Annotated in this window: 22 protein-coding genes; 12 read left to right on the top strand and 10 right to left on the bottom strand. The window is 73.8% G+C overall.

Annotation, left to right across the window (positions count from 1 at the left end):
* The first annotated feature begins 71 nt into the window (after nt 1-71).
* From LPU61_RS17440 to LPU61_RS17420, 5 genes are all read left to right on the top strand, one after another.
* Entirely contained in the window at nt 72-557 is a 486-nt protein-coding gene (locus LPU61_RS17440) for a hypothetical protein (RefSeq protein ID WP_229405499.1), read from the top strand.
* An 82-nt stretch (nt 558-639) separates the two neighbouring features.
* Entirely contained in the window at nt 640-1263 is a 624-nt protein-coding gene (locus LPU61_RS17435) for a class F sortase (RefSeq protein ID WP_229405498.1), read from the top strand.
* Nucleotides 1264-1326: 63 nt separating this feature from the next.
* Nucleotides 1327-2436, top strand: coding sequence for a magnesium and cobalt transport protein CorA (locus LPU61_RS17430; RefSeq protein ID WP_052504033.1), 1110 nt, complete (start codon nt 1327-1329; stop codon nt 2434-2436).
* Between the two features lie 347 nt (nt 2437-2783).
* The gene (locus LPU61_RS17425; protein WP_043969073.1) at nt 2784-3443 is read left to right on the top strand and encodes a C39 family peptidase; all 660 of its coding nucleotides are present in this window, start codon (nt 2784-2786) and stop codon (nt 3441-3443) included.
* Nucleotides 3444-3514: 71 nt separating this feature from the next.
* On the top strand, nt 3515-3919 hold the full coding sequence (locus tag LPU61_RS17420) for a YchJ family protein (RefSeq protein WP_091285206.1): 405 nt from the start codon (nt 3515-3517) through the stop codon (nt 3917-3919).
* Nucleotides 3920-3955: 36 nt separating this feature from the next.
* On the opposite strand, the gene LPU61_RS17415 is transcribed toward LPU61_RS17420, so the two are convergent.
* The 3 genes from LPU61_RS17415 to LPU61_RS17405 form a co-directional block, all read right to left on the bottom strand.
* Nucleotides 3956-4906: a hypothetical protein gene (locus LPU61_RS17415; RefSeq protein WP_043969071.1), complete on the bottom strand. Its 951-nt coding sequence runs from the start codon at nt 4904-4906 to the stop codon at nt 3956-3958.
* Between the two features lie 89 nt (nt 4907-4995).
* Complete coding sequence (locus LPU61_RS17410) at nt 4996-5382, bottom strand: hypothetical protein (protein ID WP_228986239.1); 387 nt, start codon at nt 5380-5382, stop codon at nt 4996-4998.
* A gap of 409 nt (nt 5383-5791) precedes the next feature.
* A complete protein-coding gene (locus LPU61_RS17405; RefSeq protein ID WP_229405497.1) occupies nt 5792-7486 on the bottom strand; it encodes a serine/threonine protein kinase in 1695 nt (564 codons plus the stop codon).
* Nucleotides 7487-7816: 330 nt separating this feature from the next.
* Between LPU61_RS17405 and LPU61_RS17400 the strand changes: the two genes are divergently transcribed.
* A complete protein-coding gene (locus tag LPU61_RS17400) occupies nt 7817-8950 on the top strand; it encodes a peptidoglycan-binding protein (RefSeq protein WP_043969068.1) in 1134 nt (377 codons plus the stop codon).
* Nucleotides 8951-9102: 152 nt separating this feature from the next.
* Nucleotides 9103-9648, top strand: coding sequence for a MarR family winged helix-turn-helix transcriptional regulator (locus LPU61_RS17395; RefSeq protein WP_043969067.1), 546 nt, complete (start codon nt 9103-9105; stop codon nt 9646-9648).
* 11 nt (nt 9649-9659) lie between these two features.
* On the opposite strand, the gene LPU61_RS17390 is transcribed toward LPU61_RS17395, so the two are convergent.
* The 4 genes from LPU61_RS17390 to LPU61_RS17375 are packed head-to-tail and all read right to left on the bottom strand — an operon-like array spanning nt 9660 to nt 12789.
* Nucleotides 9660-10754 carry an ABC transporter ATP-binding protein gene (locus tag LPU61_RS17390; RefSeq protein WP_229405496.1) on the bottom strand — a complete coding sequence of 365 codons (1095 nt, stop codon included), beginning with the start codon at nt 10752-10754 and terminating at the stop codon, nt 9660-9662.
* Complete coding sequence (locus LPU61_RS17385; protein ID WP_043969066.1) at nt 10751-11572, bottom strand: ABC transporter permease; 822 nt, start codon at nt 11570-11572, stop codon at nt 10751-10753. Before LPU61_RS17385 ends, LPU61_RS17390 begins: the two co-directional genes overlap by 4 nt.
* A 6-nt stretch (nt 11573-11578) precedes the next feature.
* Nucleotides 11579-12376, bottom strand: coding sequence for a molybdate ABC transporter substrate-binding protein (modA, locus tag LPU61_RS17380; protein ID WP_043969065.1), 798 nt, complete (start codon nt 12374-12376; stop codon nt 11579-11581).
* Nucleotides 12373-12789, bottom strand: a complete 417-nt coding sequence (locus LPU61_RS17375) for a molybdopterin-binding protein (RefSeq protein ID WP_144420444.1) — start codon at nt 12787-12789, stop codon at nt 12373-12375. Before LPU61_RS17375 ends, modA begins: the two co-directional genes overlap by 4 nt.
* 152 nt (nt 12790-12941) lie before the next feature.
* Between LPU61_RS17375 and LPU61_RS17370 the strand changes: the two genes are divergently transcribed.
* Nucleotides 12942-14516 (top strand): FMN-binding glutamate synthase family protein, encoded by a 1575-nt coding sequence (locus tag LPU61_RS17370; RefSeq protein WP_043969064.1) that lies wholly within the window; start codon nt 12942-12944, stop codon nt 14514-14516.
* Between the two features lie 61 nt (nt 14517-14577).
* Here the strand turns inward: LPU61_RS17370 and LPU61_RS17365 are convergent, their stop codons facing one another.
* Nucleotides 14578-15759: an acyl-CoA dehydrogenase family protein gene (locus LPU61_RS17365; RefSeq protein WP_082106795.1), complete on the bottom strand. Its 1182-nt coding sequence runs from the start codon at nt 15757-15759 to the stop codon at nt 14578-14580.
* 172 nt (nt 15760-15931) lie between these two features.
* Nucleotides 15932-16777, bottom strand: coding sequence for a maleylpyruvate isomerase family mycothiol-dependent enzyme (locus LPU61_RS17360; RefSeq protein WP_043969061.1), 846 nt, complete (start codon nt 16775-16777; stop codon nt 15932-15934).
* A gap of 140 nt (nt 16778-16917) precedes the next feature.
* Between LPU61_RS17360 and LPU61_RS17355 the strand changes: the two genes are divergently transcribed.
* A complete protein-coding gene (locus tag LPU61_RS17355) occupies nt 16918-17850 on the top strand; it encodes a hypothetical protein (RefSeq protein ID WP_043969060.1) in 933 nt (310 codons plus the stop codon).
* A gap of 58 nt (nt 17851-17908) precedes the next feature.
* Here LPU61_RS17355 and LPU61_RS17350 read toward each other — a convergent pair whose 3' ends face one another.
* Nucleotides 17909-18454, bottom strand: a complete 546-nt coding sequence (locus tag LPU61_RS17350; RefSeq protein ID WP_229405495.1) for a carboxymuconolactone decarboxylase family protein — start codon at nt 18452-18454, stop codon at nt 17909-17911.
* A 288-nt stretch (nt 18455-18742) separates the two neighbouring features.
* Between LPU61_RS17350 and LPU61_RS17345 the strand changes: the two genes are divergently transcribed.
* From LPU61_RS17345 to LPU61_RS17335, 3 genes are all read left to right on the top strand, one after another.
* On the top strand, nt 18743-19858 hold the full coding sequence (locus LPU61_RS17345; protein ID WP_229405494.1) for a M20/M25/M40 family metallo-hydrolase: 1116 nt from the start codon (nt 18743-18745) through the stop codon (nt 19856-19858).
* Nucleotides 19859-19908: 50 nt separating this feature from the next.
* Nucleotides 19909-21027 (top strand): glutamate--cysteine ligase, encoded by a 1119-nt coding sequence (locus LPU61_RS17340; RefSeq protein WP_043969057.1) that lies wholly within the window; start codon nt 19909-19911, stop codon nt 21025-21027.
* 181 nt (nt 21028-21208) lie between these two features.
* Nucleotides 21209-21808, top strand: coding sequence for a nitroreductase family protein (locus LPU61_RS17335; RefSeq protein ID WP_199486227.1), 600 nt, complete (start codon nt 21209-21211; stop codon nt 21806-21808).
* The last annotated feature ends 2 nt before the right edge of the window (nt 21809-21810 follow it).

Raw genomic sequence — 21810 nt, 5'->3', positions numbered from 1 at the left:
TGCTACACACGGAGCTGGCCACCCGAACGACGTCCCACGCGACAGCGGACGAAAAGTGAGGGAAGACGCGTATGAAGGCACAGACAATCCTCGGATCGGCAGCGCTCGGCGCGGGCCTCGGCACACTCCTGCTCCCCGCCGCCGCCCTCGCCGACACCACCGTCTCACCGGCCACCACCCCGGTCGGCGGCACCGTCGTTCTCACCTCCACCTGCAACCCGAAATCCGGCGACGCGCTCTTCCGCGTCACCGGCCCCGACCGGGACCAGAACGTCCGATCCACCACCGCCGCAGCCGGCGGCGGACTCAGCGCGGAACTGTTCACCGCCGGATTCACCCTCGGCACCTACACGGTCACCGCCACCTGCGGCGACGGCACCACCTCAGGCAGCGCCACCTTCACCGTCACCCCGATCGGCGCCGCACCCGCCGGCACCGGCACCGACAGCGACACCACCGGCCTCCTCGCCACCGGCAGCACCCTCGTCGTCGCCGCCACCACCAGCGCACTCATCCTCACCCGCCGCCGACGCCGCCGCACCACCGCACCAGCCTGAACCACACCACCCATCCCTGCCACGGGTGCCCGCGCCGGCCACCACCGACGCGGGCACCCCCACCTGCCCGAAAGGAGACACCGTGGCAGCCCCCCACCACACCCACCGGGCCGCCATCACACTGACCACCCTCACCGCCGCCGCCGGACTCGGCCTCCTCGCCACCGCCGCAACCCACACCCCACCCCCACCACCCCAACCCGACACCAGGCCCACCACCACCAGCACCACCAGCCCCGCACCACCCCTGCCCCACGCCACCCCCCTGCACATCACCATCCCCACCATCGACGTACACGCCGACATCGTCCCCGTCGCCACCACCACCGACGGCCAACTGGAAGTCCCCCCGGCGGGCCCACCCCCCGCCGCCGGCTGGTACCGCCCCGGCGTCAGCCCCGGCGAAGCCGGCAACGCCGTCATCGTCGGACACGTCGACTCCCGCGACACCGGCCCCGCCGTCTTCTTCAACCTCGGCCGACTCAGACCCGGCGACCGCATCCACATCACCCGCGCCGACAACCGCACCGCCACCTTCACCGTCGACGACATCCGCGCCTACCCCAAGACCCGCTTCCCCACCGCCCTCGTCTACGGCACCAGCCCCACACCCCAACTCCGCCTCATCACCTGCGGCGGCCGCTTCGACCAACGCCACCACACCTACCCCGACAACCTCATCGTCTTCGCCACCGCCGTGCCCTGACCCACCACCCCACCCGAAGATCCCCTACGGTTGCCGTCAGTCCCCGCAAGGCGGAGGTGACCGGTGGACCAACGACCCGCACCGACCCGACGGCGCACCACCCTGCCCGACCTGCTCCGACGCGCACTGCGCCGCCCCACCCGCACCACACCACCCGCCACCGGACCGACCAACCCGGACGCCGTCGTCGACTGCGCCGTCTACGTCGACGGCCAACGCCAACCCGGCCGCCCCCACTACACCGACGCCCACACCCACAGCCGCCGCAACCGACGCTCCTTCGTCTGGCTCGGCCTGCACGACCCCACCCCCGCCGTCATGACCGCAGTCGGACACACCTTCGGCCTCGACGAATTCCACATCACCCAGGCCCTCACCGACGGACACCGACCCACCCTGCAACGCCACGACGACGTCACCCTGCTCGTCCTCCGCACCGCCGCATACGTCGAACACACCGAACTCACCGACACCTCCGAAGTCGTCGACACCGGCGACGTCATGATCTTCATCGGCGACCGCTTCGTCGTCACCGTCCGCCACGGCGCACCCGGCGCACTCACCACCGTCCGCCAGGACCTCCAACAACGCCGCACCATCCTCGCCGAAGGCCCCTGGGCCGTCGCATACGCCATCTGCGCCCGCATGGTCACCCAGTACCTCGACGTCGCCACCCACGTCGAAACCGACCTCGAACAACTCGAGGAAACCGTCTTCGCCCGCGAACGCACCGCCGACATCCCGCACATCTACCAACTCAAACGAGAAATCGTCGAACTCAAACGCGCCGTCCTACCCGCACAGGCACCACTGCGCACCCTGGCCACACCACCCACCGACGGCCCACCCCCAGCGCTACGCCGCTGGTTCACCGACGTCGACGGCGACCTCGCCCGAGCAGTCGACCGCGTCAACGCCTACGACGACCTGCTCAACTCCATCCTGCAGACCCGACTGGCACAACTGGCCGTCGAACAGAACAACGACATGCGCAAGATCGCCGCCTGGGCCGCCATCGCCGCCACCCAAACCGCCGTCGCCGGCATCTACGGGATGAACTTCACCCACATGCCCGAACTGCACTGGCGCTACGGCTACGGCGCCGCACTCCTGCTCATGGCCACCGCCGCACTGACCCTGCACCGACTGTTCCGCCGCTCCGGCTGGCTCTGACCACCCACCACGACAACCCGGCACGCCACCCACCACCCACCTGTCCGGTCCATCCCACGCCGTCCCGTGGCCCGGGTCACCGCGGCGGCGGAATCGGCGTGGGGGTGGGGGCGTTGTATCTGGCATGCGACCGGGGCTCTGCCGCCTGGTCGGTTCCCTGGTCGGCCCCGCCCCGTGAGCCCGGATGCCGGGTCGGGGAATGGCGGACGGGCCGGGGTCGTTACATCCTCCCGACACCCCGAGCAGGCCCCCCGGCCGCCGGGAGTTCGTCCCCCTCAGTTCTTCCCGCGGCGCCGCGTCCCCTGGACGGCGTCGCGACCTTCCCCCGAGCAGAGGAGCACGCTGTTATGCGTACCGATCTGATTCGTCGTACCGCTCTGACCGTTGCTGGTATCGCTGCGACCGCTGGTGGGATCGCGGGTCCGGCGCTGGCCGCGCAGGCCGCTCCCGCGGAGCGGGCCGCCGCGTCGGTGCAGGCGGAGCGTCGGCCGGCGGGTGAGCGTCAGCTGGACGTGCGCTACGAGGCGCAGCCCAACTTCTTCTACTGTGGCCCGGCGGCGGCGCGCAACGCGCTGAGCGTGCAGGGCAAGAACATCGACGTGGACACCATGGCCAAGGAGATGGGCACCACCGAGGCCGGCACCAACTCCATCAACGACATCACCCCCGTCCTCAACAAGGAGACCGGCAAGCCCGACGCCTACCGCAGCGTCGAGATCCGCACCCACAAGGCCGACGACAAGCAGACCGACACCCTGCGGGCCGACATCGTCCGCACCGTCGACAACGGCCGCGCAGTCGTCGCCAACATCGCCGGCACCACCACCGACACCGACGGCGTCACCCACTCCTTCGAGGGCGGCCACTACATCAGCGTCGTCGGCTACCGCGACAACGGCCACACCGTCAAGATCGCCGACTCGGCCAACCCCGACCAGGCCAGCTACTGGATCACCGTCGACCACCTCGCCGACTGGATCGCCACCCGCGGCTACGCCACCTCCTGACCCGCAACCACCAGAAAGGGCCGGCCCCACCGGGGCCGGCCCTTTCTGCACCACTACGGCAGGATGACCACGTGGCGAAACGACACCGCAACCCGGCAACCCACCCCTGCCCGTGCGGCACCGGCCAGCCCTACCCCGACTGCTGCGGCAAACTCCACCGAGGCCAAGCCGACGCCGCCACCGCCGAAGCACTCATGCGCTCCCGATACAGCGCCTACGCCATCGGCGACACCGCCTACCTGCTGCGCAGCTGGCACACCTCCACCCGCCCCACCCACCTGCACCCCGAACCCGGCCAACGATGGACCCGACTCGACATCCTCCACACCGAACGCGGCGGCCTGCTCGACACCACCGGCACCGTCACCTTCCAAGCCCACTACCGACAGGCCGGCCGACCCGCGACCCTCACCGAACACAGCCGCTTCACCCGCGAGAACGGCCGCTGGGTCTACCTCGACGCCCAACCCGACTGAACCGCACCACCCCGGCCGACACCAACAGCCCCCACCTCACCGGCCGACACCACCCCCGTCCGGCCGAGGAATCACCACCGTCGCCTCGTCGTCACCCACCACAGCCTCGTGCCCGCCACCACGCTGCGCGAACGGCGGAATCGGCCGCGTCACCTCCGACTCCGCGTACGGACCCACCGGCTGGGTACGCTCCGACTCCTCACCCACCCGAGGCACCACCTGCGTCCGATCCACATCCTCCCCCGCCACCGGCGCAGCCGCCGCAGCCAACCGCTCCTCCACATCCCGCCGCCCCGCCCGATACGCCCGCGCGTGCGTCGCCACCACCCGCGACTCCCGCTCCGCCCGGCTCAACCACGACTCCCACCGACTCTGCATCGGACGCACCAACCCACCACCGACACCGACCACCAGAATCCCGCCCACCGTCGCCAGCACCGCCACCAACACCGGCGTCGTCACCGCCGTCGCCACGCCCACCTGATTCAGCGCCGCGATCACCCCCAACCCCACGATGAACACCGACGCCACGCCCGCCAACACCCGCCCGTACGACAACCCACCCAACGCACTGCTGATGATGTCCTTCACCGCCCGAGCGATCGCGGCAGCCACCACCACGATCACGATCGCCACGAACGCCCTCGGCAACCAGGCCACCACCGCAGCGATCAGATCCGAGATCGGATTCGGCCCCCACAAACCGAACGCCACATGCAACGTCACCAACAGCACCCCGTAGTACGCCAGCTTCGCCACGATCTCACTCGCGTCGTACCGCGACCGCGCCAACGCCGTCTTGATCCCCCCACGCTCCACCGCCCGGTCGAACCCGACCCGCGCCAACACCCTGCCCACCACCCGCACCACAGCCTTGGCGACCAACCACCCGACCACCAGGACCACCACGAAACCCACGGCCTTGGGCAGGAAAAGCAACACCGCACGCAGCACGTCACCCACCGCGTCGCCGAAATCGTCTCTCATCGCACAGATCCTTCACACCAGGGACAGCGAACAACCCGTCCGCTCTACCCTGACCCACCCGCGCGAAAACGGCACCCCCGGCGCGACCGTCAACGACGACGACAGGCGTACCGAACCTCCGTACCCGCCTGCGTCACCGACGGCTCCACGATGTTGACCGTCGCCGTCTCCCGAGCCGTGCCCACACCCGTGAACGACCACTTCAACGGCAGACTCACCGACCGCTGTCCCCGGCCGACCCGCTCGCTGACCAGCGCACCAGGCGGCGAACCCGAACGCAGCCACTGGTAACGAATCGTCCCGGCGTTGCCGTTCGTCCGCACCGTCGCCGCCACCTCCACCGTCACGTCACACCGGGTCCCGGCCGGCTCGACCACCGCCACCGTGACACCCTCGATCTCCAACGGGCTAAGCCGCTGCCACAGGAACAACCCGACCGCCACCAGCAACACCACCGTCAGCAGGGTGGACAGCACGGAAACCACCCGACGCCACACCGACCGCGACCGCACCCCCGCACCCGCACCCGGCTGCGGCCAGGCCGGGGCCGCCGGCGGCCCCACCGGCACCCCCGGACCAAACCGCGTCTCACCCCCGGCCGCGGCCACCGGCTCGGTGGAAACCCCGACGGTACGAGACGACACCGCCCCCGCCACCGTCGCCTCCGAACCGGCCCCGGACACCTGCGTACGCCCCACACCCACCGTCCGACCCAGAACCACGGTGCTACCCAGGTCCACGGTCGGCTCCCCCACCGACGCGCCCGCAACCGGAAACGCCTCCGTCGGCGCACCGTCGGCGGGCAACGCCGCCGTCGGCTCGTTCGGACTACTCAACGCCGCCCCCCATCAACCTCGACCCCACCCGCTCGACCGCCACCCGCGATCAACCCGGCGCGCAGAACGGCTGCAGACTTACATACACCGGCCCCACCGGCCCGGCCGAGTTCCCCGCGGCGTCGACCGCCGTGACGGACACCGGGATACGAACCGTCGTCTCCGGCGCCGCGAACGGACCCAACGTGCCCTGGAAGACGCCCTTCCCCACCGACTCCATGCCCACCGACGTGGACAACCGACCCACGGTGTACCGGAACGTCACCCGCAACTCCCCCGCCTCCGAACGATCGTCGGTCACACTCACCGTCACCGACGTCGACCTCGGCCCGTACTTGCAGTTCTCCGGCTCCAACGTCGTCGACCCGGTGCTCGGCGACCCCACCGAGGGCGCGGTGACATCCGACGGCGGGGACGACGTGCTCGCACTCGGGCTGGGAGTCGCCGACGCCGTCCGGGTGGGCCGGCTCGTCGGCGACGGCGGACGCGTCGTGGCCGGCGCACCCGTGGTCGGGGCCGCCACCGTCGGACTCGCCGACGTCGGCGCAGGCGTCGGGGTACCGCCCGACGGACTCACCGTGACCTCCGGCGCGACCGACGCGGAACCACCGCCCGAAACCGGCGTCACCGCCCCGGTCGGGTCCTTCGCCTCCACCGGCGCCGCGACGTCGGGCTCCGCACCCGAGGCGTACCGGTAACCGGCACCGCCGACCAGCACCGCCGCCACCAACGCCCCCCCGACCAGGGCCGTACGCGCCCGCCCCGTCCGCATCCGCCGACCGGTGCGGATCTCCCGACCCCTGCCCAACCCGGCGTCCGACCCGAGGACCGTGCTGGCCACGCTCGTGCTGCCGCCCGAGGAATCCGGAAACGGGAAGAACGCTGCCAGCAGGGCGGCCCGCCGGGCCAGCTCCCGCACCCCGCGCTCCTCCCAGTCCGGCCCGTACGCCCCGCCCGCGATCTGCTCCAGGAAGCCGAGGAAGACCTGCGCGGGCTGCGGCCGGTCGTCGGGCCGCTTGGCCATCCCCCGGCGCAGCAGCTCGTGCACCGGCGGCGGGGCCGGATCGGTGGGCACCGGCGCGCTGGCATGCTGGTCACGCAGGGCCAGCAGGCTCCGCCCGTCGTACGGGGGACGGCCCGTCAGGCACTCGAAGAAGGTCGCCGTCGCGGCGTAGATGTCGCAGGCCGGGGCCGCCGCCGCGCCGGTCCACTGCTCCGGCGCCATGTAGCGGGGCGTGCCGCTGACGATGGTGGTCGACTCCCCGCCGATCGGCATGGCGATGCCGAAGTCGGCGAGCTTGCTCTCCCCCTGAGCGGTGACCAGCACGTTCTCCGGCTTGTAGTCGCGGTGCACCACGCCCCGGTCGTGCGCGGCCGCCAGGCCGGCGAGCGAACCCTTGAGGACGCAGAGCGCCGCCTCCGGCCCGGTGGGCCCGTTGGCCCGCAGCATCTGCCGCAGCGAGACGCCGTTGACCAGCTCCATGACGATCGCCGCCCCGGTGGGCGACTCGACGTACTCGTAGAGGCGGGAAACGTGCGGGTCGTCGATGTCGGCCAGCAGGCGGGCCTCGGCGCGGAAGGACTCACGGAACGACGGGTCACCGCCGAGGCCACCGACGAGGTACTTCACGGCGACCGGGGTGCCGGTCGCGTCGTGGGTGGCCAGCACCACCCGACCCGACGCACCCGAGCCCAGCTCACGGACCTCGGTGTAGCCGGACACCAGCCAGCTGTTGGCGCTCATTCGACGGTCTCCACCGCTCCCCCGGGCCGCTGGCCCGCACACACCCGAATCCGACGCCGCTCATTGTGACCGGCGCCGTCCAGTCGGCCATCGGCGCAACGGCTGCATCCCCTTCCCCGGGTGTGCTTTCGTTCGTCGGTGTCGGTTGGTGGTGGCGACGTGGCGCACGTCACGTAAGGCATCCTAGGAGGCTAGGTGAAGTGGGCCGGACCGTCGGGGCGGCGACTGACCCCTGGCGCGCGACCCGCGTTGGCAATATCCTCCACATCACGCATTGCTCCTGGAGCTCCTTTTCACTCATGCGCCGCCGTCGGCCACAGAGGAGATGCCATGCACTTCGACCATCCGGAGCTCGACCGCCGCACCCTGCTGCGGGCCGGGCTCGGCGCGGCCACGGTCGCCGTCGTCGGCACGCAGCTCGCGACCCCCGCCTCCGCGCGGGCGGCGTCCGGTGCGGACCTCGACTGGATCATCGGCTGCGACGAGTGGGACGCCCGGCCACCGGCCGATCCGCTTTCGGTCAGCGAGATCGCCACCAACAAGATCATCGTGCATCACATGGCGTTCCCGAACGTCACCGACTACTCCCGCGAGCAGGCCGTGAAGCTGGCCCGGGACTGCCAGGACCTGCACATGGACGGCAACGGCTGGTCGGACACCGGCCAGCACTTCACCGTCAGCCGCGGCGGCTACGTGCTGGAGGGCCGGCACGGCAGCCTCGAACGGCTGGCCGCCGGCGACCGGCAGATGGTCTCCGCGCACTGCCCGGGCGAGAACGGGCGCGCCATCGGCATCGAGAACGAGGGCACGTACGTCGACGAGACCCCGCCGGAGGCGCTGCTGGACTCGCTGGTCAGGCTCTGCGCCACGATCGGCCGGCAGTACGGCCTGCACGCCCACGACATCTTCGGCCACTGGGACTTCCGCACCACCGCGTGCCCCGGGACGGCGTTCTACCGGCAGTTCCCGGAGCTGCGCAGGCGGGTGGCCCGCGAGCTGGGCACCAGCCTCGGCGACGTGCCGGCCCGGCGCTGGCCGGACCTGTGGCGGTTCGTCAGCTCCCCCTCGGTGCGGGTGGTGCAGTACCTGCTCACCCACCGGGGCTACGCGGTGCCCGTCAACAGCACGTTCGACACCGCCACCGTCGCCGCCGTGCAGGACTGGCAGGCCCGCAACGGCATCCCGGTCGACGTGGACGCCACCCTCACCACGCCCACCTGGGAGACCCTCGCCCCCGAGCTGGACCGGGACGCCAGCGGCGCGCCGGTCAGCGCCGTGCAGTTCATCCTCAACTGGAAGGGCTACGCCGACGTGGCGGTGACCGGCGAGTTCGACCACGCCACCCGCCGGGCCGTGCAGGACGTGCAGCGGCTGCACGGCCTGCCGCCCAACGGCAAGGTCGGCACGAGCACGTGGTGCGCGATCGTCGGCGGAGTCGTCCGACAGTCACTGCGGCGGCCCTGACGAGCCCGGCGGGCGGACCGGTGACGGCCGGTCCGCCCGGCGTCGTCGCGCCCGCGCAGGGCGGGTGCGCATACCGGCCTGTCGCTACGCAAAACGGATTTATTGCTGCCATGATGGACTCCCGCCGCCCGCACCGCAGCCGGAGGTCCACCATGGCCGATCCACCGCCGGGCATCGAGGACGAGGCGGTGGCGGCGCTCCTGGCCGCCAGCGGGGCCCTCGTCGGGCTGACCACCCGGTCGCTGGCCGGGATCGGCCCGGAGGTCACCCTGTCCCAGTTCCGCACGCTGGTCGTCCTGGCCGCGCGAGGGCCCCAACGCGCGGCGGAGATCGCCGCCGAGCTCGGCGTCGCCCCCTCCGCGGGCACCCGGATGTGCGACCGGCTGGCCGCCAAGGGGCTGGTCCAGCGGACCCGCTCGGCCAGCGACCGCCGGGTGGTGCGGCTGCGGCTGAGCGCCACGGGGGCCGGCCTGGTCGACGAGGTGTTCCGCCGGCGGCGGGAGGCGCTGTCCCGCATCGTCGCGCAGACGGCCGCGCACTGGTGCCCGGAGGCGGTCGCGGCCCTGACCGCGTTCGCGGTGGCCGCGGACGAGACGCCGGAGCGGCAGTGGTGCCACGGCTGGTCGCTGGCGCGGGAGCACGCCCCGCGTCCACGCGCCGGCCGCGTGCCGACCGGGCCGGAGGCGTCGACCACCTGAGCCGGTGCGGATCAGCCGCCCGCCGGGTACGCGCGGGTCTCGGCGGCCTTCACCGCCGCCCACACCTGCTGGCCGGGGCGCAGCCGCAGCGCGGCGACGGCCGCCGGGGTGACGTCGGCGGAGACCGGCAGCGGGCCGTCCAACTCGACCCGCAGGTGGTCCCCGTGCCGCTGCACCCCGGCCACCGTGGCGGGCCAGGTGTTGCGGGGGCTGCCGTGGGGCCGGGCCGGGTGCAGGGCCACGGCGGCGGGCGGGAACGCGACGAACGCCTCCCCGACGACGCGGTCGACGGCGGTCAGGGTCAGCGCCCCGACGCGCACCTGGTGGCCGTCGGCGTGGCCCCGGTGCAGGTTCAGCCCGACCAGTCGGGCGACGTAGTCGGTGCGGGGGCGGGCGGTGACGGCGGCCGCGTCCCCCTCCTGGACCACCCGGCCGTCCTCCACGATGACCAGCCGGTCGGCCAGCACCAGCGCGTCGAGGGGATCGTGGGTGACCAGCACGGTCGCGCCGGGGTGCGCGCCGAGGTGGCGGTGCAGCTCGGCGCGGGTGTCCACGCGGGTGCGGGCGTCGAGGGCGGCGAGCGGCTCGTCGAGCAGCAGCAGGGTCGGCTCCACGGCGAGGGCCCGGGCCAGCGCCACCCGCTGGGCCTGGCCGCCGGAGAGCTGCCGGGGACGGCGGCGGGCGTAGCCGGCGAGGCCGACCCGGTCCAGCCAGGCGTCGGCGCGGGCGCGGGCGGCGCGCCGGTCCGCGCCGCGCCGGCGGGGACCGAAGGCGACGTTGTCGCGGGCGCTCAGGTGCGGGAAGAGCAGGTAGTCCTGGAAGACGACGCCGACCGGGCGGCGCTCCGGCGGGACCCACACCCGCCCGTCGGGGCGGTCGAGGTCGACCCCGTCGAGGGTGAGGTGCCCGGCCGCCAGCGGGTGCAGGCCGGCCAGGGCGCGCAGCGCGGTGGTCTTGCCCGCGCCGTTGGGCCCGAGCAGCGCGACCACCTCCCCCGCCCGCACCCGCAGCGCCACGTCGAGGTGGAATCCGCCCCGGTCGGCGACGAGGTGGGCGTCGAGCAGCGGGGTCCCGGCCGCCCGGCGGCACGGCCCGGCGGCGGTCACGGGCCGGTGACCCAGCGGTCACGCAGGCCGGCGAGGATCGCCACCGAGACGGTGAGCAGCACCAGGCTCAGCACGATCGCGGCCTCCAGGTCGGTCTCCAGGGCCAGGTAGACGGCCAGCGGCATGGTCTGGGTGCGGCCGGGGAAGTTGCCGGCGAAGGTGATCGTCGCGCCGAACTCGCCGAGGGCGCGGGCCCAGCACAGCACCGCGCCGGCCGCCACCCCGGGGGCGACCAGCGGCAGCGTGACGTGGGTGAACGTCGTCCACCGGCCCGCGCCCAGGGTGGCGGCCGCTTCCTCGTACCGGCTGTCGGCGGCGCGCAGGGCACCCTCGACGGCGATGACCAGGAACGGCATGGCCACGAACGCCTCGGCGAGGACCACCCCGGCGGTGGTGAACGGCAGGGTGACGCCGAAGGTGGCGTCGAGCCAGCCGCCGAGCAGCCCCCGGCGGCCGAAGACCAGCAGCAGGGCCACGCCGCCGACCACCGGCGGCAGCACCAACGGCACCGTGACCAGCGCCCGCACCAGCCGCCGGCCGGGGAACCGCACCCGCGCCAACACCCAGGCCAGGGGTACGCCGAGGGCGAGGCAGAGCAGCGTCGCTCCGGTGGCGGTCAGCAGGGACAGCCGCAGCGCGGTGAGCACCCCCGGCGCGGCGAGCCGCTGCGGCAGGGTGGCCCACGGGGCGCGGGCGAGCAGCCCGGTCAGGGGCAGCACGAGGAAGGCCAGCCCGAGGCCGGCGGGAACGAACAGGGCGACGGGCACCCGCCGGCCGGGGACGCGGCGGCGCGGGGCCGGGGCGGGTGGGCGTACCACCGGCGGTCAGGCCCGGGGCGGCTGGAACCCGGCGGCGGTCAGCGCGGCCCGGCCCCGGTCGGACAGCACGTACGCGACGAAGGCCCGCGCGGCCGTCGGGTTGCCGGCCTGCCGCAGCACGACGATCGGGTAGTCGTTGACGGCCCGGGCCGACTCGGGAAACTCCACGGCGTCCACCTGGGACGCGGCGGCGGTGGCGTCGGTGCGGTAGACCAGCGCGGCGTCGACCTCGCCGAGGCGCACCTTGGCCAGCGCGCCCTTGACGTCGGATTCGAGGGTGACCGGGGTGAGCGCCACGCCGGCAGCGTCCAGGGCGGTGCGGGCCGCCGCGCCGCAGGGCACCTGCTCGGCGCAGAGCGCCACCTTCACCCCGGGCCGGGTCAGGTCGGCCAGTGTGCCGACGCCCCCCGGGTTGCCCTTCGGCACGGCGACGACCAGCTGGTTGCGGGCGAAGGTGGTCGGCTCGCCGGCGGCGTTGCCGGCGTCGGTGACCGGGCGCATGGTGGCCGGGGACGCGGCGGCGAACACGTCGGCGGGGGCGCCCTGGTTGACCTGGGTGGCGAGGGCCGAGCTGCCGGCGAAGCTGAAGGTGACGGTGGTGCCCGGGTGGGCGGCCTCGAACTCGTCGCCGAGCCGGTGGAACGACTCCGTCAGCGACGCCGCGGCGAGGACGGTGACCGGGCCACGCACCTCGGCGCCGCTCTCCCCCGGCGCCGGCCGGTCGGCCCCGCCGGCGCAACCGGCAAGGGCGAGGGCCAGGGTGAGCGCCCCGGCCAGGGCGGTGCGGGTCGTCGCTCCGGTCACGTGCCGGTCCTGCCTTTCGCAGCGGACGGCCGCTCCACCACGACCGTCGTTGACTTGATCACCGCGACGGCGATCGCACCGACCTCGAGGCCCAGGTCGTCGACCGCCTCGCGGCTCATCAGCGACACGACCCGGAACGGCCCGGCCTGGATGTCGACCTGGGCCATGACGGTGTCCTTGACCACGGCGGTGACGATGCCGCGCAGCCGGTTGCGCGCCGAGGACAGCTCGGCGTGCTCCTCGGGCGCGGCGGCCGCGGCCCGGACGAAGGCGGCCAGGTCCACGCCGTCGAGCACCCGGTGGCCCTGCGCGTCGCGGGTGGCGGCGAGGCGGCCGGCGTCGACCCAGCGTCGCACCGTGTCGGTGCTGACGCCGAGCAGTTCGGCGGCCTCGCCGATCCGGAACATCGCCACGCCGACACCCTACCGTGCCGCTTCTGCGGGGCAAACTGCGGGTTCTACCTGGTATCAGCAAGCTGACAAGGGCCAGGCCCATGGCAGGTGCGGCAGGCGGCGGAGCGCGGACGAACCGTGCGGCGGCCGGCGGGTGCGGGGAGACTGGCGGCATGAGATGGGCCCGCCGAGCCGTACCCGCCGTCACCGCCGCCGTCGCGGCCCTCGCCGCCCGCGACGTCCTGCAACGCGACCACGCCCTGCTGCGCAACTTCCCCGTGCTCGGGCGGGCCCGGTACCTGCTGGAGTCGCTCGGCCCCGAGCTGCGGCAGTACATCGTGGCCGGCAACAACGAGGAGCGGCCGTTCACCCGCGACCAGCGGCGCTGGGTGTACGCGTCGGCGAAGCAGGAGAACAACTACTTCGGGTTCGGCACGGACAACGACATCGAGTACACGGCCGGCTATCCGATCATCAAGCACCGCACGTTCGGCCGGGCCGTGCCGCCGTCGGCGCCGGCCGCCGGGCAGGACGTGCGGCTGCCGTGCGCGAAGGTGCTCGGGGCGGCCCGGGGGCGGGCGCGGGCGTTCCGGCCGGAGTCGGTGGTCAACATCTCCGGGATGAGCTTCGGCTCGCTGTCGGGCAACGCCGTGGCGGCGCTCAACCGGGGCGCGGCCCTGGCCGGCTGCCTGCACAACACCGGCGAGGGCGGCCTGTCGCCGTACCACCGGCGCGGCGGGGAGCTGGTGTTCCAGCTCGGCACCGCATACTTCGGCTGCCGCGACGAGCGCGGCCGGTTCGACCTGGCCCGGCTGAAGGACCTGGTCGCCAGTGCGCCGGTGCGGGCGCTGGAGGTGAAGCTGAGCCAGGGCGCGAAGCCGAGCCTGGGCGGGCTGCTGCCGGGGGCGAAGGTGTCGGCGGAGATCGCCGCGACCCGGGGCGTCCCGCAGGGGCGCGACTGCGTCAGCCCGTCCCGGCACGCCGAGTTCGCCGACTGCGACAGCCTGCTGGACTGGGTGGAGCTGCTGGCCGCCGAGACCGGCCTGCCGGTGGGGATCAAGTCCGCCGTCGGCGACCTCGGCTTCTGGGCGGAGCTGGCCACCCTGATGCGCGACACCGGCCGGGGGATCGACTTCGTCACCGTCGACGGCGGCGAGGGCGGCACCGGCGCGGCACCGCTGATCTTCACGGACTCGGTGTCGCTGCCGTTCCAGCAAGGCTTCTCCCGGGTCTACAGGGTCTTCGCCGAGCGGGGGCTGCACGAGCAGGTGGTGTTCGTCGGCGCCGGCAAGCTGGGCCTGCCGGACAACGCCGTGGTGGCGTTCGCCCTCGGCTGCGACATGGTCAACGTGGGCCGGGAGGCGATGCTGGCGATCGGCTGCATCCAGGCCCAGAAGTGCCACACCGACACCTGCCCGACCGGGGTGGCGACGCAGCACCCGTGGCTGGCCCGGGGCCTGGACCCGGCGCGCAAGTCGGTGCGGGCGGCGAACTACCTGCGGACCCTGCGCCGGGACCTGGTGAAGGTCGCCGAGGCGTGCGGGGTGGAGCACCCGGGCCTGATCGACGCGGACTCGGTGGAGATCCTCGACGGGCGCACCTCCGCCACGCCGCTACGCGAGGTGTACGGCTACCGTCCCGACTGGGGCCTGCCCTCGGCGGCCGACCGGGCGGAGATCGTCCGGCTGATGACCCCGCAGGCGCCCCGGGGCGGCACCGCGACGCCCTCCCCCACCGCCGTGCGCTGACGCCGCGCCGCGCCGGCGCTCCCAGCGACGATGGTGGGAGCGCCGGCGCGGTGGTCGGGCGTCACATGTAGAGGGTGTTGGGCTCCAGCCCGCACAGCACCCGGCCGTACAGCTCGGTGTTGACGTCGGGGACGACGAGGCCGTGCAGCGCGGCCGAGGTGATGTCCCGCACGATGCGCTGGATCGGGACGTCGGTGTAGATGGAGGTGCCGCCGCTGGCCATCTGGAAGGTGTCGGCGACCTCCTTGGCCAGGCGGGCCGCCTCGCCCTGGTCGGCGCGCACCCGGACCCGCTCCTCGACCGTCCACGCCTCGCCGCTGAACGCCTTGTGGTCGACGACCTCGGCGATCCGCCGGGCGTGGAACATGGCCTGGTCGATCTTGTGGGCGGCGGCCCCGACCCGCAGGTGGGTCAGCGGGGCCTCGGCCTGGCTCGGGTAGTCGGTGTAGATGATCTTCCGGTCGGGGAGCCGGTCGAAGAAGGTGTCCCACGCCGCCTTGGCGATCCCGACCAGCATGCCGACCCCGGAGACCGCGGCGACCAGCGTGGCCGGGGTGGAATAGATCGGGATGTTCCGGTTGGTCTCCGACAGCGTGTTCGGGGCCAGCGCCGCGCCCAGCGGGATGACCCGCTCGGCGGGCAGGAAGACGTTCGTGGCCACCGTCGTGATGCTGCCCGAGCCGCGCAGCCCGGTGGTGTGCCAGTCGTCGACGAGCTCCATGTCGGACATCGGCACCATGGTCATGACCGGCTCCGGCTCGGCGCCGTCGCGCAGGATCACGGCCGCCGCCTCCATCCAGTGCGCGTGGTGCGCCCCGCTGACGAAGGGCCAACGGCCGTTGAGGAGGTAGCCGCCCTCGACCGGCACCATCGTGCCCTTGGGGGCGTTGGTCCCGCAGACCCGCACGTCGGGGGTCGAGAAGACCTCGTCCTGCACCTGGTCGGGGAACATGCAGACCAGGTAGGTGGGGATCCAGTTCACCATCGCGACCCAGGCCACGGAGGCGTCGATGCGGCCCAGGGCCGCGCCGACCTCGACCAGCGTCGCGCCGTCGCACTCGTAGCCGCCGTAGCGCTTGGGCACCCGCATCCGGAAGATGCCCGCCTCGGCCATCGCCTCGACTGTCGCCTCGTGCAGACGGCGGTTCTCCTCCGACCAGGCCACGTGCTCCCGCAGCACCGGCTCGGCCTTGGCGACGCGGCTGAGGATCTCCTCACGCGTGGGGGTTTCGGTTACAGTCACCAGTCCTCCTTGGGAAGGCTCTCCGGTCTTGTGGACCTTGTCCGTCCCACGGTCGCACCCGTCGCCGTGCGGGCACTTCTTCCGTGTTGCGCCCCGCGCCTCCCGCCGCCGGCCGGCCGTCGTCCGCCGGCACCGCCCCCGTCCGGGGGCCCGGCGAGGGCGGCGCCCCAGGTCAGGACGGCAGGCGCATGGTGCGCAGGAAGACCGGCAGCAGCCAGGGCCGGCGGCCGCCCACCCACAGCTTGCGGGCGAGGACCGCGCGCGGCCGGGACACCCGGCCGAACAGCATCAGGGTGAACACCGCCGGGTCGAAGGAGAGCCGGACGTCCGGACGGGACTCGGTCGGCGCCACCGTCACCCGGCCATCGGCCAGGGCCATCGTCACCTCGGGGCCGAAGCGGTGCCGGAAGTTCACCGAGATCGTCCCCGGATGGGCCGGGCCGTCCCGGTCCAGCAGCCGGCCATAGCCGCGCCTGGTCATGCCCACCATGAACAGGTCCACGAAGAGCGCCGCGTCGGCGGGATCGACGACCCAGCGCCGGCCGACCGCCCGGGCGATGTCCCAGGCGTGCAGGTTCAGCTCGTTGAGCAGGTGGGCCAGCAGGCCCGTGACCGGCAGCCGGGCCCCGCCGAGCCAGGACACCTCGTGCTCCGGCCCGGCCTCGTCGACCGCCCGCAGCACCTCCTCGACGTCGGCGCGCAGCCGGTCGGCCAGCACCGGCAGCCGCCGCTCGGTGAAGTGCCGCAGTACCTCGGCGTTCATCACCGAGATCGTGTCGACCGTGGTGCGCCGGCGCAGTTCGAGCAGGTCGGGCACCGGCAGGTCGGGCGGGCCGCCCCGGACCAGGGCCAGGCCCATCGCGGCGACGCCGCACAGGTGCGCCATGGTGTCCGCCACCGTCCAGTGCGCGGTGGCGGGCCGGTCGGGCGGGGCGTCGTCGACGAGGTCGAGCAGCCGCCCGAGGACGACGGGCACAGAGGTGCGGACGCGACGCCACTGGTGCGGGTTGACCGACATGTGTCCACGATGGAGGATGCGGGTGCGCGAACACTTGTTCGAGGTTGCCGTCCTGCCCGCCGCCCCGCCTCGCCGCCCTGCCCGGCGGAGAGGGCAACACGGAAGAAGTCAACCGGGGGAACCGTCCCCACAATCCATCCATGGCTGTCACCGAAAGAGGACGCGCGGTCCACCTCTCCGCGCACACCCACCCGCGCTCGCGCGGGATCGTCCTGGGCGGCGTCGCGGCGGGAGTCCTGCTGGCGGTGCTGTGGTCGTACGAGTTCGTCGACCACGTGATCGGCGACAACGTCGCCAACACCCTGCTGGGCCACGACGCGAAGAGCACCGCCATCGGTGGCACCGTCGCGGGCCTGGTCTTCGCCTTCGTCTCCGGCCTGGCCGGCACGTTCACGGCGTGCAACATCGCGATGGCCGCCGCCGTCGGCCCGATGAGCCAGGCCGGCGGGGCGGGGGCGACCCGGGCCGGGCTGCGCGTCCTGCTGCGGCCGGTCGGCTGGCTCACCGTCGGGATGGTGGCGGTCGCCGCGACGTACGGCTTCGTCGGCGTGCTGCTCGGCGACCGGCTGCCGCAGCTGTCCACCGGCACCGTCGGCGGGCTGCCCGTGCGCCTGGTCCAGTCGATGGTCGTCTTCGGCGTGATCGGCCTCGCCTTCGTCTACCTCGGCCTGGCCGCCCTCGGCACGCTGCCGGACCCGTTCGCGCACCGCCCGGTCGCCCGGGTCGTGGTGCTCGGCGCGCTCGTCGGCGGGTTCCTCATCGGCCGGCCGTACCCGCTGTTCAACAAGCTGTTCCACTGGGCGGTGGACACCGGCAACCCGCTCTACGGCGCGGGAGCGTTCGTGCTCCAGTCGCTGGGCAACATCGCCATCGTCGCCGCCCTGTTCGCGCTGGTCATCGTGGTCACCCGGGGCCGGTTCGTGCAGTGGCTCGCCGCCAGCCCCTCCCGCACCGCCGCGGTCACCGGGGCGCTGCTGATCGCGCTGGGCGTGTTCATGGTCGTCTACTGGGACGTGCGGTTGCCCGCCATGTTCGGCTACGGCTGGTTCCCCACCATGCCGTACAACGGTTAGGACGGCGGTCGTGCCGGCGGGCGCGGGGCCGCGCCCGCCGGGCCGGGGCCGCTCGGGCCTAGCCGACGTACCCGCCGACCTTGATCCGCTGCGCGGTCTCGGTGTAGGCCGACGGGTCCTCCGGCAGCCGGGTGCCGAGCCCGTCGACGTAGCGGTTGAACATGCAGAACGCGGCCGCGATCAGCACCGTGTCGTGGATCTCCAGGTCGGTCGCGCCCTCGGCGCGGGCCGAGTCGACCAGCGCGGCGCTCACGGTGCGGCCGCCCGCCTGGACGGCGGCGGCGATCCGCAGCAGGCCGCGCAGCTTCGCGGAGACCTCCGCCGTGTCCAGGTCCGCCCGGACCTGGGTCACCAGCGGCATGCCGCCGTCGAGCTGGGCGGCGGCGAACGCCGAGTGCGACGAGCAGCAGAACGTGCACTCGTTGAGCCCGGAGACGTACGCGGCGATCAGCTCCCGCTCGCCGGCGCTGAGGGTGGGGTGCGGGGCGTGCAGCAACGCCTCGGCCAGGGCATTGAGCGCCACGGCGGTCTCCGGCCGGTAACGCATCAGCCCGCTGATGCCCGGGTACTGCGTCTCGTCCAGACCCAGATCGATGTGTGCCACGTGTCTCTCCTCGGCGTGACAGGCCGCGGCCGGCGGCGACGCGGTCCTGCTGCGCATGGTGCCGGCCCCGCCGCCGGTCCGCTTCTTCGACCGTGCTCACTGCGACCGGCGTCCGCGGCCCGCGATCTCTTCGAGAATGCCGTCCGCGGGGCCGGCACCTGCGCCGACACGGAGGGCGACGAGCAGGGCACGGATGCGTATTGCCGCTGCACAGCAGCCGCTGCCACGATCGGCACCATGGTCGACACGACGCACATACGGCAGGGGGCCCGGGCGCAGTCCGGGACCATGGTGGACCGACTTCGCCAACTCGTACACGCCGAATCCCCGCCCGGGGCCGTGCGGCGCCTGCACGCCTGCGCCGACCTGCTGGAGAGCTGGATCAGCCCGCTGCTGGGCCGGCCCGCCGTGCGGGTCACCCGCGACGGGCTGCCGCACCTGCTCTGGCAGGCCGAGGACCAGCGGGTGCTGCTGCTGGGGCACTACGACACGGTGTGGCCGGAGGGCACCACGCGGGACTGGCCCTTCGCGCTCGCCGAGCACATCGCCACCGGGCCCGGGGTGTGCGACATGAAGTCCGGCATCGTGCAGCTGGTCACCGCCCTGTCCCTGCTGCCCGACCCCTCCCGGGTGGGGGTGCTGCTGACCTGCGACGAGGAGAGCGGGTCGCCGACGTCCCGGCCGCTGATCGAGCAGCAGGCCCGCCGGTCGCGGGCCGTGCTGGTGGGCGAGCCGTCCACCGAGACGGGCGCGCTCAAGGTCGCCCGCAAGGGCGGTTCGCGGTACGAGATCACCGTGCGCGGCCGCGCCGCGCACGCGGGCGTGGAGCCGCACCGGGGGGTGAACGCGGCCGTCGAGCTGGCCCACCAGGTCCTCGCCGTGCGGGCGTTCGCCGCCGAGGGCACCAGCGTCACGCCGACGGTGCTCAGCGCCGGCAGCATCAGCAACCAGGTGCCCGAGTCGGCGACGTTCTGCGTCGACGTGCGCGCCTGGACCCGGGAGGAGCTCGACCGGGTGGACCGGCAGATCCACGCGCTGACCCCGCAGCTGGCCGAGGCCGCGCTCGTGGTGGGCGGCGGGATCAACCGCTACCCGCTGCAGGAGGCGGTGGCGATGCCGCTGCTGGAGGTCGCCCGCCGGGCGGGTCGCGAGCTGGGCCTGCCGCCGCTGGAGGCCGCGCACGCCGCCGGCGCCTCCGACGCGAACTTCACCGGGTCGCTGGGCGTGGCCACCCTCGACGGCCTGGGCGGGGTGGGCGGCGGGTCGCACGCCCGCAGCGAGTGGGTGGACGTCAGCCAGATGCCCGACCGGGCCGCCCTGCTCGCCGCGACCGTCGCCGGGGTGCTCACCCGGCAGCGGCGGGGCCCGGCACCCGCGGCCCGGGGTGTGCCCGCGCGCCTGTGAGGCGCGTCGCTGCTGTCCACGGGCCCACACACCGTCCATAATGGTGTGTCATGAGCCGCACCACGCGCCGGTACCCGGCCCCGCCCCGCTTCGGGGTGGAGGAGGAGTTCCTCGTCGTCGACGCCGCCACCCGGGCCCCGGTGCCCCGGGCCGCCGAGGTCGTCGCGGCGGCGTCGGCGTCGCTCGGGGAGCGGGTGTCCGGGGAGATCACCACCCTGCAACTGGAGACCAGGACCCACGCCTGCGGCACCCTCGGCGAGCTGACCGACCAGCTCGGCGAGGCCCGCAAGGTCGTCGCGGACTGCGCCCGGGCGGCGGGCCTGCGGGTGGTGGCCGCCGGCACGGCCCCCGTCGCCGGGGCGGTGCCGCCGCCGATGACCGTCGGCCCGCGCCAGAGCCGGGGCACCGAGACCTTCCGGGGGTTGCACGACGAGCTGGCGCTGTGCGCGCTGCACGTGCACGTGGAGATGCCGGACCGGCAGCGGGCCGTGCTGGTCGGCAACCACCTGCGGCCCTACCTTCCGCTGCTGCTGACCCTCACGGCGAACTCGCCGTACTGGGACGACCGCGACTCCGGCTACGCGAGCTGGCGCACCACGGTCTGGGGCCGGTGGCCGGTGGCCGGTCCGCCGCCGGTGTTCGACTCGGCGGAGCACTACGACGAGGTGGTGGGGCGACTGTTGGACGCCGGCGCCCTCGTCGACCGGGCCACCATCTTCTGGGACGTGCGCCCCTCGGAACGGCACCCGACGCTGGAGGTCCGGGTGGCCGACTCGGCCCTCACCGCCGAGGACGCGGCGCGCTACGCGGCGCTGGTGCGGGCGCTCGTGGCGCACCTGTCGGCGGCGGTGGACGCCGGCGAGCCCGCCCCGCACGTCGCCGGGGAGCTGCTGCGGGTGGCCTACTGGCGGGCCGCCCGCGACGGCCTGGACGGCGCGGGCCTGGACCCGCGCACGGGCCGGCTCCGGCCGGCGGCCGAGCTGGCCCGCGAGTTGCTGGCCACGGTGGAGCCGGCGCTGCGTGCCCACGGCGACCACGACCCCGTCGCGCGGTGGCTGGAGCAGCTCGCCGCCGACGGCACCGGGGCGCGGCGGCAACGGGCGGTCGTGCACGCCGGCGGGACGCTCGCCGACGTCGTCGACCGGCTTTCGGAGTGGACGGCGGGCTGACCTGCCGAGGGCCGGCGGGCGGTCGGTCCCCCCGGCCGGACCCCGCGAATCTGGGCAATCGCGCACAACCGGCGGCGGGTGGCGTGGGTGATGCTGGAAGGGCCCGACCTGCTGATGGAGGCCGTTCATGGACCAGATCGCGACCGTCCCGTTCCACCTGCACCGGCTGGAACCCACGCTGATGAACCGCACCGCCCGGGCGTTCGCCGACCGGATGGCGGCCCGCCGGTCGGTGCGGCACTTCTCCGACGAGCCGGTGCCGCTGGAGGTCGTCGAGGAGGCCGTCCGGGCCGCCGCGACCGCCCCCAGCGGCGCCAACCTGCAACCCTGGCGGTTCGTGGTGGTGACCGACGCCGACCGCAGGCGGCGGCTGCGCGAGGCCGCCGAGGCCGAGGAGATCGAGTTCTACACCCGCCGTGCCTCCCAGGAGTGGCTCGACGCGGTGGCCCCGATGGGCACCGACTGGCAGAAGCCGTTCCTGGAGACCGCCCCGGTGGTCATCGTGGTGTTCGAGGTCCACCAGGGGCCGCAGACCCCGAAGCCCTACTACGTCAAGGAGTCGGTCGGCATCGCCGTCGGCGTGCTGATCACCGCCCTGCACCTGTCCGGGCTGGCCACGCTCACCCACACGCCGAGCCCGATGCGGTTCCTCAACGAGATCTGCGACCGCCCGGCCGAGGAGCGCGCCTGCCTGGTGATGCCGGTCGGCTACCCGGCCGAGGGGGTCACGGTGCCGGAGCTGACCCGCAAGTCGCTGTCGGAGGTCATGGTCCTGCGGTAGGC

Source organism: Micromonospora sp. NBRC 110038, from assembly GCF_020884815.1.
Taxonomy (GTDB): Bacteria; Actinomycetota; Actinomycetes; order Mycobacteriales; family Micromonosporaceae; genus Micromonospora; species Micromonospora haikouensis.
Note: the sequence above shows the minus strand (reverse complement) of the source record. Positions and strands in the feature narration are given on the sequence as shown.

Excerpts from the sequence above, each read along its gene's own strand:
- LPU61_RS17440 (WP_229405499.1), top strand. The coding sequence starts at position 72 with ATGAAGGCACAGACAATCCTCGGATCGGCAGCGCTCGGCGCGGGCCTC.
- LPU61_RS17425 (WP_043969073.1), top strand. The coding sequence starts at position 2,784 with ATGCGTACCGATCTGATTCGTCGTACCGCTCTGACCGTTGCTGGTATC.
- LPU61_RS17415 (WP_043969071.1), bottom strand. The coding sequence starts at position 4,906 with ATGAGAGACGATTTCGGCGACGCGGTGGGTGACGTGCTGCGTGCGGTG.
- LPU61_RS17405 (WP_229405497.1), bottom strand. The coding sequence starts at position 7,486 with ATGAGCGCCAACAGCTGGCTGGTGTCCGGCTACACCGAGGTCCGTGAG.
- LPU61_RS17400 (WP_043969068.1), top strand. The coding sequence starts at position 7,817 with ATGCACTTCGACCATCCGGAGCTCGACCGCCGCACCCTGCTGCGGGCC.
- LPU61_RS17395 (WP_043969067.1), top strand. The coding sequence starts at position 9,103 with ATGGCCGATCCACCGCCGGGCATCGAGGACGAGGCGGTGGCGGCGCTC.
- LPU61_RS17370 (WP_043969064.1), top strand. The coding sequence starts at position 12,942 with ATGAGATGGGCCCGCCGAGCCGTACCCGCCGTCACCGCCGCCGTCGCG.
- LPU61_RS17360 (WP_043969061.1), bottom strand. The coding sequence starts at position 16,777 with ATGTCGGTCAACCCGCACCAGTGGCGTCGCGTCCGCACCTCTGTGCCC.
- LPU61_RS17355 (WP_043969060.1), top strand. The coding sequence starts at position 16,918 with ATGGCTGTCACCGAAAGAGGACGCGCGGTCCACCTCTCCGCGCACACC.
- LPU61_RS17345 (WP_229405494.1), top strand. The coding sequence starts at position 18,743 with ATGGTGGACCGACTTCGCCAACTCGTACACGCCGAATCCCCGCCCGGG.
- LPU61_RS17340 (WP_043969057.1), top strand. The coding sequence starts at position 19,909 with ATGAGCCGCACCACGCGCCGGTACCCGGCCCCGCCCCGCTTCGGGGTG.
- LPU61_RS17335 (WP_199486227.1), top strand. The coding sequence starts at position 21,209 with ATGAACCGCACCGCCCGGGCGTTCGCCGACCGGATGGCGGCCCGCCGG.